Genomic DNA, 17,443 nt, shown 5'->3' with positions numbered 1-17,443 from the left:
GCTTTATGCCCCTGTGACGCCACACCCTTTGGCGACGTATTTCGCCTCGGCGGTGGTGACACACTTCCAGCCTTCGGTGGCGTTGCGTGTCAGGGTAATGCTTTTGCCAAGCACCGGCGCCGGGGCGTCGAGTATTTCGCAACTGATGGAGCCGATGCCGGTGGCAACGTCGCCTGTCACGTCGATCCTGCAGTTGGCGGTGGGGCTGGTGCCGCCGATCAAGGCGACGGTGGGTACGGTCCCCTGGTTCAGGGTGTCTTCGTAACCGGCCTTCAACGCGCTGATTTCAGCCAGCCCGGCCGTGAATTTGGCCTTGGCCTGGTGCGTGGTGTACATGGGCAGGCCGATGGTGGCCAGAATGCCGATAATTGCCACGACGATGAGCAATTCGATCAAGGTAAAGCCTTTTTGACGCATCACATTCACTCTCCAGAATAGAACCATGACAAGGCGCGTCCTGCGCCCCGTAGTTTGCAACGGCGCCAGTGTACTCATCCGCAGGCGCTCAATCGCGCCTTGGTCGCACATTCTGACATTTTGCCCCCGGAGCGAGCCTGCCAGCGTCATTCCTGTGACTAAGCTGGAAGTCTTCAACGACGTGAGTGCGGAACCGTGACATGAACAACGCTTCAACGACGTACGACTGGGAAGGCATCAATCGCAAAGGGCGCAGAGTGTCGGGGCAGACCACGGCGCACAACCCTGCGCTGGTCAAGGCACAACTGCGCCAGCAGGGAATCAGCCCTGGCCGTGTGCGTAAAAGGTATCCAGGGCTGCCTGGCCTCACCCAGCCGATCAAACCATCGGACATAGCGCTTTTTACCCGCCAGCTGGCCACGCTGCTCAAGGCCGGGATAGCGCTGTTACAAGCCTTCGACATCATCAGCGAAGGTTTTGAAAATCGGCAGATGCAGGCACTGGTCAAGGGTTTGAAACAGCAGGTTGCCGCCGGTAACAGCCTGGCGCAGGCATTGCGTAAACAGCCACGCCACTTCGATGACTTGTACTGCAACCTGATAGCGGCGGGCGAGCAGGCTGGCGCACTGGAAACGCTGCTGGAGCGCGTGGCCGTCCATCAGGAAAAGACTGAGCAACTCAAGGCCAGGATCAGGAAGGCGATGACCTACCCCATCGCGGTTATCGTAGTCGCCAGCGTCGTGTGCAGCGTGCTGCTGATCCACGTGGTGCCACAGTTCGAGCAGTTGTTCGCCGGGGTCGACGGCACGCTGCCTGGCTTTACCTTGCTGATCATCGCGTTGTCGGCGTTCATGCAGCAGGCCTGGTGGCTCATTGCGCTGGGGCTGGCGACGGTTTTTTTCGGGGTGCGCCACGCCTGCCTTAGCTCATCTGGATTTCGTCATCGGCTGGATGCCGGTGTGTTGAAGCTTCCCCTGGCAGGTACACTGCTGAAAAAATCCGCAGTCGCCCGCTATGCCCGCACGCTTTCAACCACCTTCGCCGCCGGTGTGCCGTTGGTACAAGCCTTGGAGTCAGTGGCTGGCGCGGTGGGTAACGGGTTGTTCAAACAGGCGATAGAGCATATGCGTCACGATGTATCCACGGGCATGCCACTTCATCAGTCCATGGCGAGCAGCGGGCTGTTCCCGCGTATGGCAATCCAGATGACTGCCATCGGCGAAGAGTCCGGCACCCTGGACCACATGCTCGAAAAGGTGGCGAGCCACTACGAATCAGATGTGGATAACCAGGTGGACAACCTCACCAGCTTGATGGAGCCGTTGATCATGGTAGTGCTGGGCGGCATCGTCGGGGCGCTGGTGATCGCCATGTACCTGCCGGTGTTCCAGCTGGGTACCGCGTTTTGAACCTGCTGATGACTGAGCAGCACTGGGCCTTTGTCGCCATGGCGGCGGTACTCGGCCTTGTCGTCGGCAGTTTTCTCAATGTGCTGGTGTGGCGCCTGCCAACGATGCTCGAACGAGACTGGCGCGAGCAGTCCCGCGAGATGCTTGGCATGCCCGCCGAACCGGCCGGGCCGACGTACAACCTGATGCACCCTAACTCCTGCTGTCCTCACTGCGATCATCCGATTCGGCCCTGGGAAAATATTCCGCTGCTGAGCTACCTGATGCTCAGGGGGCGCTGCGCCCGCTGTAGCCACCCGATCAGTGCGCGCTATCCGTTTACCGAGCTGGCATGCGCCGCGCTCTCGGCCATGGTCGCGTGGCATTTCGGTTTCGGTTGGCAGGCAGGCGCCGTGATGGTGTTGAGCTGGGGACTGCTGGCTGTGAGCCTGATCGATATGGATCATCAATTGCTCCCGGACGTGCTGGTGCTGCCGCTGCTGTGGCTGGGACTGATCGGCAACAGCTTCGACCTGCTGGTGACACTGCCCGAGGCATTCTGGGGTGCGGTGTTTGGCTATATGAGCCTGTGGACGCTGTTCTGGCTGTTCAAACTGGCAACCGGCAAGGACGGCATGGGCTACGGCGACTTCAAGCTGTTGGCACTGCTCGGCGCCTGGGGCGGCTGGCAGATCCTGCCGATGACGCTGTTGCTTTCATCGCTGCTGGGCGTGGCTGCGGGGCTGATCCTGATGCGCCTGAAGAACACACAGGTCTCCACGCCGATACCTTTTGGTCCGTATCTGGCAATTGCCGGCTGGATTGCGCTGCTCTGGGGTGGTCAAATAACCGACTTCTATTTGCAGTTCGTCGGTTTCAGATGACCCCTTCTGTCGCAACACCCTGGATTCTCGGCCTCACCGGCGGCATCGGCAGCGGTAAAAGCGCGGCGGCCCAACACTTTATCGACCTGGGCATCGACCTGGTCGACGCCGACCACGCCGCCCGCTGGGTGGTCGAGCCAGGCCGACCGGCGCTGGCACGCATCGCCGAACACTTTGGTGCCGGCGTGTTGATGCCGGACGGCAAGCTGGACCGTGCGGCATTGCGCAAGCTGATCTTTGAGGTTCCCGAGCAACGCCTCTGGCTGGAGGCCCTGCTGCACCCGCTGATCGCCGAGGAAATCCGCAGCCACCTGGCGCGTGCGCAGTCGCCCTACGCCATTCTGGTGTCGCCGCTGTTGATCGAATCCGGGCAGTACAGCATGACTCAGCGCATCCTGGTGATCGACGTGCCGCAATCGCTGCAGATTCAGCGTACCCTGCAGCGCGACGGCATCAGCGAACAACAGGTGCAGGCAATTCTCAAGGCCCAGTCCAGCCGCGAAGACCGCCTGAACCATGCCGATGACGTGCTGGTCAATGACCAGGACCTCGCCTGGTTGCACGGCGAAGTCGAGCGACTGCACCACTTTTACCTTACTTTGCGTGGAGGCCGATCATGAGCCAACCCTTGACCGTCGACTGCCCAACCTGCGGCGCCCCCGTGGAATGGAAAGCGACCAACCTCAACCGGCCGTTCTGCTCGGACCGCTGCAAACTCATCGACCTGGGCGCCTGGGCTGCAGAAGAACACAAGATTCCGGTGGCGCCAGATGCCGAAGACGAGCTGTTCTCCGAGGATCTGACGCCGCGCCATTGAGGTCGCATAAAAGTGGGACTTCCTGCGGTCATCGTTTGAACGCTAAGCTGCAGGTATGGACGACTCAGATTATTTGCGCCTGCTCACCGTGGCGGCCGAACAAGCCAATGCTTTTCTGTCCAATGCACGCAAATGGGAGCGTGAGCGTTGGGTCTGCCAGCGCCTGCTGCAAGGCCTGAACGTGCCCTTCCGTGCCGAAGAGTTTCACGCCGCCGGGCAGGAGCCTCCGGATGTGCTGTTTCGTGACGCCAGTTTCGAGGTGTTCTTCGTGCTCGATCAGGGACGGCGCCTTAATGATGAGTGGCGCGATGAAGTACTGCGCCGGCGCAGTGCGTTTTCCCTCAGCCAATTGGTGCGGCGCGAGGCCAAGCCGCGACGCATTCCCGCCCATGAGTTCCTGCTGCGGCTGGCGCCGACACTGCGCAAAAAAGCGCTTAACTATAAAGAGCGCGGCATGGACCTGGGCGAGCTGGATATTGTCGCGTTCACCAGCCTCAAACGCGAAGTGCTGGACCTCAACAGCCACTTTCCTCCGCCAACCGAATACCTGCGTCAGGGCTGGCGCTCACTGTCGCTGGTGGGGCCGACATTTGCCCGCGTGCTGTTCGCCCACCCAGATGCCCCGGATTTCTTGCGCAACAATCTGGGGCGCAGCATAGTGTTCGATGTGGGCATCAGCCTCTGAAACCGCGCCTGTAACGTGGCGCCCATTTGCAACGTCTACCAGACGAGGCTTGTATGCCCATCTGCCTTTTTGAGTTACCTGACGCTATGAGCTGCCTGGCGCTCGCGAGGGTAACTGCTCCGATTTCCTTTAGCCTTGCGAGATATCCCCATGACCCATCGTATTATCATCGTCGGCGGCGGCGCCGGCGGCCTTGAGTTGGCGACCCGCCTGGGCAAGACGCTAGGCAAGCGCGGCACCGCCAGCATCACCCTGGTGGATACCAACCTGACCCATATCTGGAAACCGCTGCTGCACGAAGTCGCGGCCGGCTCGCTGAACTCTTCGGAAGACGAACTCAATTACGTCGCCCAGGCCAAATGGAATCACTTCGAGTTCCAACTGGGCCGCATGAGCGGCCTCGACCGTGAGCAGAAAAAAATCCAGCTGGCCGCCACCCTCGACGAAGAAGGTCGTGAGCTGGTGCCGGCACGCGTGCTGGGTTATGACAGCCTGGTGATTGCAGTCGGCAGCACCACCAACGATTTCGGCACCGAAGGCGCAGCGCAACACTGCCTGTTCCTAGACACACGCAAACAGGCCGAGCGCTTTCACCAACAGTTGCTCAATCACTACCTGCGCGCCCATGCCGGGCAGACCGATGCCGTTGAGCAAATCAGCGTCGCCATCGTCGGCGCCGGTGCCACCGGGGTGGAGCTGGCGGCCGAGCTGCATAACGCCGCCCACGAACTGGCCGCCTATGGCCTGGACCGGATCAAGCCGGAAAACATGCACATCACCCTGATCGAAGCCGGACCGCGGGTATTGCCGGCGCTGCCGGAACGCATCGGCGCACCTGTGCATAAAACCCTGGAGAAGCTCGGCGTGACGGTACTGACCAATGCAGCGGTAAGCGAAGTGACCGCTGACGCACTGATCACCAGCAGCGGCCAGGCAATTCCTGCGAGCCTCAAGGTGTGGGCGGCTGGCATTCGCGCACCGGCCTTTCTCAAGGAGATTGACGGGCTGGAGACCAACCGCATCAATCAGTTGCAAGTGCTGCCAACCCTGCAGACCACACATGATGAAAACATCTTCGCCTTCGGTGACTGCGCCGCCTGCCCGCAACCGGGCACCGATCGCAACGTGCCGCCGCGTGCGCAGGCGGCTCACCAGCAGGCGTCCTTGCTGGCGAAATCACTGAAGCTGCGGATCGACGGCAAGGACCTGCCCCACTACACATACACCGACTACGGTTCGCTGATCTCGCTGTCGCGGTTCTCGGCGGTGGGCAACTTGATGGGCAACCTGACCGGCAGCGTGATGCTGGAAGGCTGGCTGGCGCGCATGTTCTATGTGTCGCTGTACCGCATGCACCAGGTGGCGCTGTATGGGTTCTTTCGTACGGCGATGTTGATGTTGGGCAGCAAGATTGGGCGGGGTACGGAGCCGCGTCTTAAATTGCATTAATAACCAAGTCTTGAAGGAGACCTGAGTGCATAAGCGGGCTTGCTCGCGTATGCGCTGTGTCAGTCAGTACAGCTGTGACTGAACCACCGCATTCGCGGGCAAGCCCGCTCCCACATGTGCTTTGCGGTGAGCTCAGGATTCGCGCGCACAAAAAAAATCCCCGTATCTTTCGATACGAGGACTTTTAATATGGTCGGGGTAAGGGGATTCGAACTCCTGACATCCTGCTCCCAAAGCAGGCGCGCTACCGGACTGCGCTATACCCCGGTAAAAAAAAGGCGACCTTTCAGTCGCCTTCTTCGATCAGCGCTTTTGGCCTCTGATCTTAAGATTCGATTCCAGCGCTAACTGGTCTCAAAAATGGTGGGTCGTGTGGGATTCGAACCTACGACCAATTGGTTAAAAGCCAACTGCTCTACCAACTGAGCTAACGACCCAAATATGGTCGGGGTAGGGGGATTCGAACTCCCGACATCCTGCTCCCAAAGCAGGCGCGCTACCGGACTGCGCTATACCCCGGTTTGAAATTGGCTCCGTGACCAGGACTCGAACCTGGGACCCAATGATTAACAGTCATTTGCTCTACCGACTGAGCTATCACGGAACTGCATATTTCAAATTTTACTGCGATGTAACTTCCTCTTCAGCCCTGCCCGTATCGCTACGTTAGTGCCTCTGAGGCGCGCTATTCTACAATCTTAAAAACCTCTGTCAACCCTTTAAATTGCTTTCAAGACAAGGATTTGCGCTTCTTTCTGATTTCTTCCTGGGGGGAAGAAATCCGTGGGCTGACATTGCTGCGGGGCGCACTTTACAAGCCTTTGCCTTACAGTTCAACGCCCTATCGAAAAAAAAGGCCCCGCAATGCGGAGCCTTTCTTTATTTGCGTACGGGCCGGCCTTAATGGAAAACGATTTCGTCGTTCTCCACCGTTGCCTCGACGCTGGTGCCGGGCATGAAACTGCCCGACAGGATCAACTGCGCCAGCGGGTTCTCGATCCAGCGCTGGATGGCACGTTTGAGCGGCCGCGCACCATACACCGGGTCGTAACCGACCGCGATCAGCTTGTCCAACGCCTCTCGGCTCAGTTGCAGCGACAGTTCACGCTCGGCCAGACGCCCACGCAGGCGACCCAACTGGATCTCGGTAATGCCGGCGATCTGATCCCGCGCCAATGGCTCGAAGATCACCACTTCATCGACCCGGTTGATAAATTCCGGGCGGAAGTGCGTGGTCAGAGCATCCATGACCGCCGCACGCTGGGCTTCGCGATCACCCACCAATTCCTGGATCTGCGCCGAGCCCAGGTTGGAGGTCATCACGATCACCGTGTTGCGAAAGTCCACGGTACGCCCGTGACTGTCGGTCAGGCGGCCGTCTTCGAGCACCTGCAGCAGGATGTTGAACACATCCGGGTGCGCCTTCTCCACCTCATCCAGCAGGATCACCGAGTAAGGCTTGCGCCGCACGGCTTCGGTCAGGTAACCACCCTCCTCATAGCCCACGTAGCCTGGCGGTGCGCCGATCAGGCGCGCCACCGAATGCTTCTCCATGAACTCGGACATGTCGATGCGCACCATGGCCTCTTCGGTATCGAACAGGAACTCCGCCAGTGCCTTGCACAGCTCGGTCTTCCCCACACCGGTGGGGCCCAGGAACATGAACGAGCCGCTCGGACGGTTAGGATCGGACAACCCCGCGCGCGACCGCCGCACCGCGTTGGAGACCGCCACCACCGCCTCGTCCTGGCCAATGACGCGCTGGTGCAGCTGGGACTCCATCTTCAGCAACTTGTCGCGCTCGCCTTCGAGCATTTTCGATACCGGGATACCGGTCCACTTCGAGACGACTTCGGCGATTTCTTCCTCGGTCACCTTGCTGCGCAGCAACTGGTTCTCGGCCTTGCCATGTTGGTCGACCATCTGCAGGCTGCGCTCCAGGTCCGGGATCACCCCATACTGCAACTCGGCCATGCGGTTAAGGTCGCCTTTGCGGCGCGCGGCTTCCAGTTCCTGGCGGGATTGTTCGATCTTTTGCTGGATCTGCGCAGAGCCCTGCACCTCGGCTTTTTCCGAGGTCCAGATTTCCTCGAGGTCCGAATACTCGCGCTCCAGGCGCTGGATTTCTTCCTGGAGTTTTTCCAGGCGTTTCTTCGCCGCGTCGTCTTCCTCTTTCTTCAGGGCCTGGGATTCGACTTTCAGTTGAATCAGGCGCCGGTCCAGACGGTCGAGCACTTCCGGCTTGGAGTCGATCTCCATGCGAATGCGGCTGGCCGCTTCGTCGATCAGGTCGATGGCCTTGTCCGGCAACTGCCGGTCGGTGATATAACGATGGCTCAACTTGGCCGCCGCAATGATCGCGCCATCGGTGATCGCCACCTTGTGGTGCACCTCGTAACGCTCTTTAAGTCCACGCAGGATCGCGATGGTGTCTTCTTCGCTCGGTTCCTCTACCAGCACTTTCTGGAAGCGCCGCTCAAGGGCCGCGTCCTTTTCAATGTACTGGCGGTATTCGTTGAGCGTGGTGGCCCCGACGCAGTGCAACTCACCGCGCGCCAACGCCGGCTTGAGCATGTTGCCGGCGTCCATGGAGCCTTCGCCTTTGCCGGCGCCGACCATGGTGTGCAGCTCATCGATAAACAGAATGATCTGCCCTTCCTGCTTCGACAGTTCATTGAGCAGGGATTTCAGGCGTTCCTCGAACTCACCGCGGAACTTGGCGCCAGCAATCAGCGAACCCATATCCAGCGACAACAGCCGCTTGCCCTTGAGACCGTCTGGCACCTCACCATTGATGATGCGCTGGGCCAGACCTTCGGCGATCGCGGTTTTACCCACGCCAGGCTCACCGATCAGCACCGGGTTGTTCTTGGTGCGGCGTTGCAACACCTGAATGGTGCGACGGATCTCATCGTCACGGCCGATCACCGGGTCGAGCTTGCCCTCTTCGGCGCGCTTGGTGAGGTCGACGGTGTATTTGTCCAGAGCCTGACGCGACTCCTCATGATTGGGGTCGTTGACCGCATCGCCGCCACGCAGGTTGTTGATGGCGTTTTCCAGCGCTTTCTTGCTCACGCCCTGGCCCAGCAACAACTTGCCGAGCTTGCTGTTCTCGTCCATGGCGGCGAGCAGCACCAGCTCGCTGGAGATGAACTGGTCGCCTTTCTGCTGGGCCAGGCGATCAGCCTGATTGAGGAGGCGCGCCAGGTCCTGGGACATATTCACGTCGCCAGTGGGATTCTGGATTTTCGGCAGTTGGTCGAGCTCTTTGCTCAACTCCTTGCGCAGGCTATTGACGTCAAAGCCTACCTGCATCAACAAGGGCTTGATGGAACCCCCTTGTTGCTCCAGGAGCGCCTGCATCAAATGTGCAGGCTCGATTGCCGGATGGTCGAGGCCGACCGCCAGGGATTGGGAGTCCGACAAAGCCAACTGTAATTTGCTGGTTAAACGATCAATACGCATTAGTCACCTTCCTTTTGAGCAGGCCGGAGCTGTAACCACATCCTGAATGAAGAAACCTGCCAGATGCCCTTATAGATGGGGTGGATTCTGGAAGATTCAAGCAGGCAACACCTGACGTGGATCAGGAGAGTCTAGCGTTCAAGCCAGATAAGGGAGGCGAACCGACCGGTGCGAGGGCTGCGGCGGTAAGAGAAGAAACGCGGGTCGGTCACCGTGCAAAAACCGCCACCGTAGACCGCTGTTACGCCACGCGCAGCGAGGCGCAGGCGGGCCAGCTGGTAGATGTCGGCCATGAACTTGCCGGAATTGCGACTGGGTACAAAGGCTCGTTCGGTGACAGGCAGTTGCTGCATGAAGGCTTCACGCACTTCCGGACCGACTTCAAAGGCTTGCGGGCCGATTGCCGGACCGAGCCAGACCAATACGTCGTCAGGTTCGGCAGCCAGGCTTTCGACCGCAGCTTCCAGTACCCCAGCCGCCAGGCCACGCCAGCCAGCATGGGCCGCCGCAACACGGGTGCCCGCGCGATTACAGAACAATGCCGGCAAGCAGTCGGCGGTCATGGCCGTGCAGGCGATACCCGGCGTACTGGTCCAACTGCCATCAGCTTCGACAATGCGGCCCGGGTCTGCCTTGACCACATTGACCCCATGGACCTGGCGCAACCAGGCCGGCTCGATAGCAAAGGCGTGGGTAAGGCGACGGCGATTTTCCAGCACGGCGTCAAGATCGTCGTCGACATGATCGCCCAGATTGAGGCTATCGAACGGCGCCAGACTGACGCCGCCCGCCCGGGTGGTAACGCAGGCTTTAACCTGAGACGGCGCAGGCCATTCAGGAATCAGCCAGTCACTCATCCGACAAACGCCTCGCGATCCTGCTTGAGCAGCGACAACAACCAGACCAGATCGTCTGGAAGTGGCGATTCCCAGCTCATCCGCTTACCGCTCGTCGGATGATCGAGCTCCAGGAAGCGCGCATGCAATGCCTGGCGCGGAAAGGTTTTCAGCGATTCGACCATGGTCTGACTCGCCGCAGGAGGGATACGGAAGCGACCGCCATAGGCCGGATCACCGACCAACGGGAAGTTGATGTGGGCCATGTGCACGCGAATCTGGTGGGTACGCCCGGTTTCCAGCTTCACCCGCACATGGGTGTGGGAGCGGAAACGCTCCAGCACGCGGTAGTGGCTGACGGCCTGCTTGCCGCCCTCCATCACCGCCATGCGCTGGCGTTGCTGACCATGGCGACCGATGGGCGCGTTGATCTTGCCACCCGCCACCACCACGCCGATCACGATGCATTCGTAGATCCGGCTGACACTGCGGCTCTGCAATTGAGTAACAAGCTGCGTCTGCGCCTGGATGGTCTTGGCCACCACCATCAGGCCGGTAGTGTCCTTGTCCAGGCGGTGCACGATGCCGCAGCGCGGGACGTTGACGATGTCCGGCACATGGTGCAGCAGGGCATTGAGCAAGGTGCCGTCAGCGTGCCCGGCAGCCGGGTGAACCACCAGGCCTGCGGGTTTGTTGATGACCAGGATGTCGTCATCTTCATAGACAATATCCAGCTCAATGTCCTGGGCGACCCATTCTCCCTGGGCTTCCTGCTCGGCAGTCAGCTCAAGAATCGCACCACCATGGACTATGTCTCGCGGGCGGATAACCGCTCCATCCACAGTCAGGCGGCCGTCTTTGATCCAGGCGGAAAGGCGCGAGCGCGAGTGCTCAGCGAATAATTGTGCGGCGACTTGATCGAGGCGTTGGCCGCCCAATTCGGACGGCACCTCTGCGCGAAGTTCAATTTTATCGGACATGCTCAGACTAGGCGTGGCACAGCCTTTGGTTTCGGCTGCGCGCTTGTGGTTAAATACGGCGTCTTTTGCCCCGAGGCTTTCAACGGGGCGCTCATCATAACAGGACGGCCCCGCCCAAGACAGCGGCCGTCATAGGGACGCAAGCCGCCATGCAAGTGAAACACCTGCTGCTGATCGCCATCCTCGCCATGACTGCTGCTTGCTCGTCAACAAAGGACGTCGTCGACGAAAACCTGAGCGAAGTCGAGCTGTACCAGCAAGCTCAGAAAGACCTGGACAATAATAGCTACACCAGCGCCACAGCCAAGCTGAAGGCCCTGGAGTCGCGTTATCCGTTCGGGCGCTACGCCGATCAGGCGCAGCTCGAGCTCATCTACGCGAACTACAAGAACGCCGAGCCGGAAGCTGCCAAGTCCGCCGCCGAGCGCTTCATCCGCCTGCATCCACAGCACCCGAACGTGGACTACGCCTACTACCTCAAGGGTCTGACCTCGTTCGACCAGGACGTAGGCCTGCTGGCGCGCTTCCTGCCGCTGGACATGACCAAGCGTGACCCCGGCGCTGCCCGCGACTCCTACAACGAGTTCGCCCAACTGACCAGCCGCTACCCCAACAGCCGCTACGCGCCGGACGCCAAGCAGCGCATGATCTACCTGCGCAACCTGCTGGCGTCCTACGAGATCCATGTCGCCCACTACTACCTGACCCGTCAGGCCTATGTAGCGGCCGCCAACCGTGGCCGTTATGTAGTGGAAAACTTCCAGGAGACCCCTTCGGTGGGTGACGGCCTGGCGGTAATGACCGAGGCCTACCAGCGTCTGCACCTGGACGAGCTGGCCAACACCAGCCTGGAAACCCTGAAGCTCAACTACCCTGATCACCCAAGCCTGAAAGACGGCCAGTTCGTGCCTCAGGTGGCTGAAGCCGACAACCGTTCGTGGCTGAGCAAGTACACTCTGGGCCTGATCGACTCCCGTCCACCGTTGCCGCCAGGTGAAACCCGCGCCAACCAGGACGTGATCAAGCAGTACCAGGACGCCAAGGACGCCATTCCTTCCGAGCTCAAGCCCCATGACGAGAACGGTGATGTGATCGAGGAGCAGGAGCCACAGGCCCTTGGCAACAACGAGGACCGCTCGTGGTTCAGCTACATGACCTTCGGCGTGTTTGACTGATCTGTACGACGCAACGCAAAAAGGGAGCTCTGATGAGCTCCCTTTTTCATGGGCGCCTATTTATGCACTGTGCGCCCGCCGCGTCCTTGGCTAAACTGCCGCATTCCCTGTCGAGAAACTGCCCATCATGGTTCGTCTACTGTTCTGGATTGCCGTCATTGCTGCCGCGGTATGGTTATGGCGCAAGTTCAAAAGCCCGGCGGCCCGGCAGCAACGTCCCGGTGAACCCGGCGCGGCGCTGATGGTGCGCTGCGCCCACTGCGGCGTGCATTTGCCGCAGGATCGCGCCATCAGCTCTCGTCAGGACTGGTATTGCACCCAGGCGCACCTGGAGCAGGGGCCGAAATCTATCCAGCGTTGAGTCGACCTGCGGGCGCATAGGGTGAGGGGTCGATGATCGGCCTCCGCTCAAGCAGCAAGTCAGCGAACAACTGGCAGGATGCCGGGGCAAGCACCAGGCCATTGCGGTAATGCCCGCAGTTGAGCCACAGCCCCTTGAAGCCCGGCACCTCGCCGATATAAGGAATGCCCTCCGGCGAGCCTGGGCGCAAACCAGCCCAATGGCCAACCACTTCGGCATCCGCCAGCACGGGTATCAATTCCTCGGCCGAGGCCTTGAGGCTTTCCAACGCGTATTGGGTTGGCGTCTTGTCGAATCCAGCGTGCTCCAGGGTGCTGCCGATCAGAATGTGACCATCGCGCCGGGGAATCGCATAGCGCCCCTTGGCCAGCACCATGCTCGATAAAAAATCAGGCGCACATCTGTACAGAATCATCTGCCCCTTGACCGGCTCCACGGGCAGCGCCAAGCCCAGTTTGCCCAGTAGCTCCCCGCTCCAGGCACCTGCTGCGAGCACCACCTGATCACCCAGGATCGGCCCTGCCGGCGTGTTCACGCCCACCACCGCGTCACCGTCCAAAACGAACCCGTCGACCTCGCACTGTTCGTGAAGGGTCACACCGGGCAAGGCAAGCAAAGCAGCCTTGAGGGATTTGACCAGGCGCGGATTGCGCACATTGGCCACGTTTGCCATGTAAATGGCCTGGGAGTAACTGCCGCCCAATACGGGAACCGCATCATGCGCCGCCGAAACGTCGACTTTGCTCAACGGTCGCCCTTCGCGGGCAGCCCAGGCCAGCGCTGCGTTTTCGTCATCCAGGTCCAGCCAGTACAAACCGGTGGTGTGCACCTCCGGATCGACGCCGGTTGCGGCAAATAATTGCGCTGCCAGCTGTGGATAAAAATCCTGTGACCAGTGGGCCAGCGCAGTGACTGCCGGGCTGTAACGCCACGGGTACAGCGGCGAAACAATCCCGCCCCCCGCCCAGGAGGACTCCTGGCCCAGACCCGCGCGGTCCAGCAGAGCCACCGCCAGCCCTTGAGTGGCAAGGTTGAACGCCGTCAGCAATCCGATTACACCGCCGCCGACAATCACCACTTGCTGTTGCTTAGCCATTATTTGATCCAGCCGATAAAAAAGGGAAAGGCGCGCCCGGCGCCCAATCTTCCTGCACGCTCATCACTGCCCCCAGCATGTCTTGCGCGACATGTCGGGCATCGCCCCCGGGTTGGTGCGTTCCCCGGTGCTGGCGAGACCGAACGCTGCGCAGGGATCGGTCGCCATCACCGAGTCGGCGACAGGCGTCGCGAGCAGGCTGAATGCATGGAGGCCCAATGCAGCCGTGATTCTATAGCGATCATTGCCATCACTGACGCCGCTCGCATCAATAAAGGTGCCGTTCCGGCTGTAAAAGCGCTCCAGATGCTGCGCCTGATCTGTCAGCAACGCGACGATTTCTGCGCGATAGGCTTTTTTTACATGGCCGCTGTAGCCGGGATAGGCAATACCGGCCAGCAACGCGATGATCGCCACGGCGATCAGTAACTCGATCAGGGTGAAACCCCGGTTCTCCATGCCCATTACAGATCTCCTTAATGCAACTGTCGCCACAGGACCCGCCGATACCGCGTGCCCTCCCCCTCTCCCACCTGCGCGTACATGGCCTCCAGCACAGTGCGTACCTGTTCGCTGATCCCCACCGCAGTGATCCGATACAGTGCCGCCGGGGTGTGCGGCGGCAGATGCAGCAGGCCCTCTGCCGGCCCGAGCGACTGGATCCCATAAACACCGTCCGGCATGGCTATCCACTTCACTGTTGAAACAGGATGAGTCCCTGGCCCCATCACTGCGGACGACTCCTGCGGTGGCGCACAGGCCTTGACCGATGCACACACTGGCCATGCGGCAGCGGTTCGACGCAGACTCGACTCACCCAATCGCAGGCCACTTTCGGCACGTTGCAGCGATTGATTGCGATGCCATGCACTGCCCGCGCTTTTCTGCTGGGACACCGCACCCTGCATCGACGACAAACCGGCCAGTGACAACAGCAGCAGGAACACGAGGCTGATCAATAACACCATGCCCGCCTGCCGATGATGAAGTGCGCGCTTACCTGCCATATCCCCTTACCCCAGCCGGTTACGCAACGCCGCAACGACGTTGTAGGTCTGGTCTTTCACGCGCCCGGTGGGGTCTTGCAGTGTCAGGCGAATGCGCACGCTGCGGATCAATGACTCGTCGGCCGGGCTCTTTTCATAACGCAACACATGCTGCGACTCGGATTGAGCCGCCACGCCAAAACTCAAGTCGAACGCCTGCACGTTATCCACCAACACCGTTTTTGCCGGGGCCGCCGGTGTGCTGACCTTCAACTGGCCCGACTCGAAGGTGTAGGTCAATTGCCGTATCGCGAAGCGTATCTGCCCGGGGGCTACCGAAGGAGGAGCTCCGGCAAAGGCTTGCGCATGGCCGGAACAGTCGGACAGCACCGTCCAATCCGGCAGGCCGTTGCCCTCTCCCAAATCGGCCGTCACCAACGTCAGCGATCTGGAGCTGCCCGTTACGGCCCAACTGATCGGCCGATCAAACGCCAACGGCGCATCGGCGATAAACGCCCTTGACTGGCAACCAAACATGCCCGCCTGCCGAATGTCCTGAATCATTTTGCCGAGCACGAAGCGTGCATCATCCTGTAGCAGCATTGCCGCCTGCTGGCTGGCCTGGGACGCTCGGGCACTGATCGCCACATGACTGACACCCAGCGTCAACAGCAGGCCAACTGCCAACGCCAGCAGCATTTCCACCAAACTGAAACCTCGATCAGCACGATTCATGGCGCAACATCCGCGTCGCCGGTGATACGGCTGGTCAGGCTGAAGGTTTGCCGTGCCCCACTGACGTTCGAGCCCCGCGCGTCATCCCAACTGATACTGACGATTACTTCGCTACCGCGAAGGGTGACCGCCCCCTTGGCACTTTCACCGGCAAACGCGACGATATTGGCGTCGAAATCATGCAAGTCGAGGTCACGCACGCTGGCGCTGGAACTGGCCGGCGGCGCGTACTCGGTGCGTGCCCATGCGTAATCAGCCCCGACATTGGCGCGCATGCGGTCGAGCAGGTCATAGGCGATAAAGCTGGCCTGGCTGATCATGCGCGCGCTGTCGGTGTACTTGAGCGCGTTGAGCTGGACCACCGCCGCGCCCAACAGACCGACGGTGAGCATGAGCATCGCCACCAGCACTTCGATCAGAGTCATGCCCGCTTGGCACTTGGGACAAAAGGAGGTTGGGCAGGCAGGCATTTACCGTCGTTATCCATGTCGAGGGCCGAAAAAACGCAGGAAACTCCTGCGGTGCGACCCAAGACTAGCGTCGCTTTTTCAGCCCCGCCGCTTCGGGAACAAAGCGAAATACTTTGGACATGAAGGCCATCATTCAACGCAGGGACTTGAGCGCTATACCTGAACAGGCCACTTCAATACTTAGCCGGTCCATGGAGGGACGACTTATGAAACAACGGGGCTTTACCCTGATCGAACTGCTACTGGGCTTGATCATGAGCGGCATCCTGGCGCATTTGGCCGTGCCAGGTTTCAAAGGTTTGCTGGATTCCCGGCACCGCCAGGAGGCCGCGCAATCCCTGGCCAGCGGCATGCGCTACGCGCGCACTGAGGCCATCGCGCGGAATCAGCCCGTAATCATTCACGCCGTGGATGACGATTGGAGCCGTGGATGGCGTGTGGTGGTGGATATAAACGGACGCGGTTATCAGGATGACGATAATCCAGTGTTGAGGGTACGCCAGGACAGCGCACGCGTGCCGATGGCAGGTAACAGTCCGGTTAGAAGCCAGGTGCGGTTCAGTGGGATGGGCGAGCCGGTATTTGTGGGCGGGGGGTTTCGTGCAGGCACTGTGCACGTGTGCGACGCGGATTTGGCGCTGAGCCTGTATCAGGTGGTACTGGCGCCCAGCGGACGCATCAGCCTGCGCAGCGACAGGGCCGAGCAGGCGTTGTGCCGGAGTAGCTCCGGCACCCTGGCAATCAAAGCAGCGAACGAACCCGCAGCTCCTTGGGCATGGAGAACGTGATGTTTTCTTCACGACCCGCCAGCTCGTCGGCACCGGTCGCACCCCAGGCATGCAGTTGCTGGATCACGCCGCGCACCAATACTTCCGGAGCCGAGGCGCCAGCGGTAATGCCGATGCGCTCAACACCGTCGAACCAGCTGCGCTGCAGGTCTTCGGCACCGTCGATCAGGTATGCCGGTGTCGCCATCCGCTCAGCCAGCTCGCGCAAGCGGTTGGAGTTGGAGCTGTTGGGGCTGCCGACCACCAGCACCACGTCGCATTCGTCGGCCAGTTGCTTGACCGCATCCTGGCGGTTCTGCGTGGCGTAGCAGATGTCGTCCTTGCGCGGGCCGCCAATGGCCGGAAAGCGGGTGCGCAAGGCATCGATGACACGGCTCGTGTCGTCCATGGACAACGTGGTCTGGGTCACGAAAGCCAAACGCTCGGGATTGTGCACCTGCAGGCTGGCGACGTCTTTTTCGTCTTCCACCAGATAGATGGAGCCGCCGTTAGTGGCGTCATACTGGCCCATGGTGCCTTCGACTTCCGGGTGACCGGCATGGCCAATCAGAATGCATTCCCGGCCGTCGCGACTGTAGCGCGCCACTTCGATGTGCACCTTGGTGACCAGCGGGCAGGTGGCATCGAATACTTTAAGGCCTCGGCCCGCCGCTTCGGTGCGCACGGCCTGGGACACCCCGTGGGCGCTGAAGATAACGATTACGTCGTCCGGCACCTGATCGAGCTCTTCGACAAAAATGGCACCGCGTGCGCGCAAGTCTTCGACCACGAATTTGTTGTGGACAACTTCATGACGCACGTAAATCGGCGGCCCGAAGACTTCCAGGGCGCGGTTGACGATTTCGATCGCCCGGTCCACGCCGGCGCAGAAGCCACGGGGGTTGGCGAGTTTGATTTGCATGCTGTGCCTC

The 17,443-nt window shown here is 60.5% G+C and carries 19 protein-coding genes and 4 tRNA genes; 9 read left to right on the top strand and 14 right to left on the bottom strand.

The window, feature by feature from the left end; translation table 11 throughout:
* Positions 1-3 precede the first annotated feature (3 nt).
* Complete coding sequence (locus H045_RS00790; protein ID WP_004372348.1) at positions 4-417, bottom strand: pilin; 414 nt, start codon at positions 415-417, stop codon at positions 4-6.
* Positions 418-617: 200 nt separating this feature from the next.
* On the opposite strand from H045_RS00790, the gene H045_RS00785 reads away from it, so the two are divergent.
* The 6 genes from H045_RS00785 (at position 618) to H045_RS00760 (ending at position 5,640) form a co-directional block, all read left to right on the top strand.
* Positions 618-1,826, top strand: coding sequence for a type II secretion system F family protein (locus tag H045_RS00785; protein ID WP_004372350.1), 1,209 nt, complete (start codon positions 618-620; stop codon positions 1,824-1,826).
* Positions 1,823-2,689, top strand: a complete 867-nt coding sequence (locus H045_RS00780; protein ID WP_015371145.1) for a prepilin peptidase — start codon at positions 1,823-1,825, stop codon at positions 2,687-2,689. The genes H045_RS00785 and H045_RS00780 overlap by 4 nt, the downstream gene beginning before the upstream one ends.
* Positions 2,686-3,309, top strand: coding sequence for a dephospho-CoA kinase (gene coaE, locus H045_RS00775; protein WP_004372354.1), 624 nt, complete (start codon positions 2,686-2,688; stop codon positions 3,307-3,309). The genes H045_RS00780 and coaE overlap by 4 nt, the downstream gene beginning before the upstream one ends.
* Positions 3,306-3,506: a DNA gyrase inhibitor YacG gene (gene yacG / locus H045_RS00770; protein WP_004372356.1), complete on the top strand. Its 201-nt coding sequence runs from the start codon at positions 3,306-3,308 to the stop codon at positions 3,504-3,506. Before coaE ends, yacG begins: the two co-directional genes overlap by 4 nt.
* A 55-nt stretch (positions 3,507-3,561) precedes the next feature.
* Positions 3,562-4,191 carry a DUF1780 domain-containing protein gene (locus H045_RS00765; RefSeq protein WP_004372358.1) on the top strand — a complete coding sequence of 210 codons (630 nt, stop codon included), beginning with the start codon at positions 3,562-3,564 and terminating at the stop codon, positions 4,189-4,191.
* A 150-nt stretch (positions 4,192-4,341) separates the two neighbouring features.
* Positions 4,342-5,640 carry an NAD(P)/FAD-dependent oxidoreductase gene (locus tag H045_RS00760; protein ID WP_015371144.1) on the top strand — a complete coding sequence of 433 codons (1,299 nt, stop codon included), beginning with the start codon at positions 4,342-4,344 and terminating at the stop codon, positions 5,638-5,640.
* Between the two features lie 190 nt (positions 5,641-5,830).
* Here the strand turns inward: H045_RS00760 and H045_RS00755 are convergent.
* The 7 genes from H045_RS00755 to rluD all read right to left on the bottom strand — a co-directional run bounded on the left by H045_RS00755 (position 5,831) and on the right by rluD (position 10,921).
* Positions 5,831-5,907, bottom strand: a tRNA-Pro gene (locus tag H045_RS00755).
* A gap of 94 nt (positions 5,908-6,001) precedes the next feature.
* Positions 6,002-6,077, bottom strand: a tRNA-Lys gene (locus H045_RS00750).
* A 5-nt stretch (positions 6,078-6,082) separates the two neighbouring features.
* Positions 6,083-6,159: transfer RNA gene (locus H045_RS00745), tRNA-Pro, on the bottom strand.
* 9 nt (positions 6,160-6,168) lie between these two features.
* Positions 6,169-6,244 (bottom strand) — tRNA-Asn (locus tag H045_RS00740).
* A 296-nt stretch (positions 6,245-6,540) separates the two neighbouring features.
* Complete coding sequence (gene clpB / locus H045_RS00735) at positions 6,541-9,105, bottom strand: ATP-dependent chaperone ClpB (protein ID WP_015371143.1); 2,565 nt, start codon at positions 9,103-9,105, stop codon at positions 6,541-6,543.
* A gap of 131 nt (positions 9,106-9,236) precedes the next feature.
* Positions 9,237-9,962 (bottom strand): peptidoglycan editing factor PgeF, encoded by a 726-nt coding sequence (gene pgeF / locus H045_RS00730; protein ID WP_015371142.1) that lies wholly within the window; start codon positions 9,960-9,962, stop codon positions 9,237-9,239.
* Positions 9,959-10,921, bottom strand: coding sequence for a 23S rRNA pseudouridine(1911/1915/1917) synthase RluD (gene rluD, locus H045_RS00725; protein WP_015371141.1), 963 nt, complete (start codon positions 10,919-10,921; stop codon positions 9,959-9,961). Before rluD ends, pgeF begins: the two co-directional genes overlap by 4 nt.
* 149 nt (positions 10,922-11,070) lie before the next feature.
* Between rluD and H045_RS00720 the strand changes: the two genes are divergently transcribed.
* On the top strand, positions 11,071-12,096 hold the full coding sequence (locus H045_RS00720; protein WP_015371140.1) for an outer membrane protein assembly factor BamD: 1,026 nt from the start codon (positions 11,071-11,073) through the stop codon (positions 12,094-12,096).
* Between the two features lie 127 nt (positions 12,097-12,223).
* Complete coding sequence (locus H045_RS00715) at positions 12,224-12,457, top strand: PP0621 family protein (protein WP_004372376.1); 234 nt, start codon at positions 12,224-12,226, stop codon at positions 12,455-12,457.
* Here H045_RS00715 and thiO read toward each other — a convergent pair.
* The 5 genes from thiO to pilV all read right to left on the bottom strand — a co-directional run bounded on the left by thiO (position 12,444) and on the right by pilV (position 15,744).
* Positions 12,444-13,553 carry a glycine oxidase ThiO gene (gene thiO / locus H045_RS00710; protein WP_015371139.1) on the bottom strand — a complete coding sequence of 370 codons (1,110 nt, stop codon included), beginning with the start codon at positions 13,551-13,553 and terminating at the stop codon, positions 12,444-12,446. The genes H045_RS00715 and thiO overlap by 14 nt on opposite strands.
* 63 nt (positions 13,554-13,616) lie before the next feature.
* Positions 13,617-14,018: a type IV pilin protein gene (locus H045_RS00705; protein ID WP_004372380.1), complete on the bottom strand. Its 402-nt coding sequence runs from the start codon at positions 14,016-14,018 to the stop codon at positions 13,617-13,619.
* A gap of 11 nt (positions 14,019-14,029) precedes the next feature.
* Complete coding sequence (locus H045_RS00700; RefSeq protein ID WP_041931410.1) at positions 14,030-14,560, bottom strand: PilX N-terminal domain-containing pilus assembly protein; 531 nt, start codon at positions 14,558-14,560, stop codon at positions 14,030-14,032.
* A gap of 6 nt (positions 14,561-14,566) precedes the next feature.
* Positions 14,567-15,274: a PilW family protein gene (locus tag H045_RS00695; protein ID WP_015371137.1), complete on the bottom strand. Its 708-nt coding sequence runs from the start codon at positions 15,272-15,274 to the stop codon at positions 14,567-14,569.
* On the bottom strand, positions 15,271-15,744 hold the full coding sequence (gene pilV, locus H045_RS00690; protein WP_032870621.1) for a type IV pilus modification protein PilV: 474 nt from the start codon (positions 15,742-15,744) through the stop codon (positions 15,271-15,273). The genes H045_RS00695 and pilV overlap by 4 nt, the downstream gene beginning before the upstream one ends.
* A gap of 206 nt (positions 15,745-15,950) precedes the next feature.
* Here pilV and H045_RS00685 point away from each other — a divergent pair, with 206 nt between their 5' ends.
* A complete protein-coding gene (locus H045_RS00685; protein WP_004372388.1) occupies positions 15,951-16,532 on the top strand; it encodes a GspH/FimT family pseudopilin in 582 nt (193 codons plus the stop codon).
* On the opposite strand, the gene ispH is transcribed toward H045_RS00685, so the two are convergent.
* On the bottom strand, positions 16,486-17,433 hold the full coding sequence (ispH, locus tag H045_RS00680; protein WP_004372390.1) for a 4-hydroxy-3-methylbut-2-enyl diphosphate reductase: 948 nt from the start codon (positions 17,431-17,433) through the stop codon (positions 16,486-16,488). The two genes, H045_RS00685 and ispH, sit on opposite strands and share 47 nt — an antisense overlap.
* Positions 17,434-17,443 lie beyond the last annotated feature (10 nt).

The organism is Pseudomonas poae RE*1-1-14 (assembly GCF_000336465.1).
GTDB classification, from domain to species: Bacteria; Pseudomonadota; Gammaproteobacteria; order Pseudomonadales; family Pseudomonadaceae; genus Aquipseudomonas; species Aquipseudomonas poae.
Note: the sequence above shows the minus strand (reverse complement) of the source record. Positions and strands in the feature narration are given on the sequence as shown.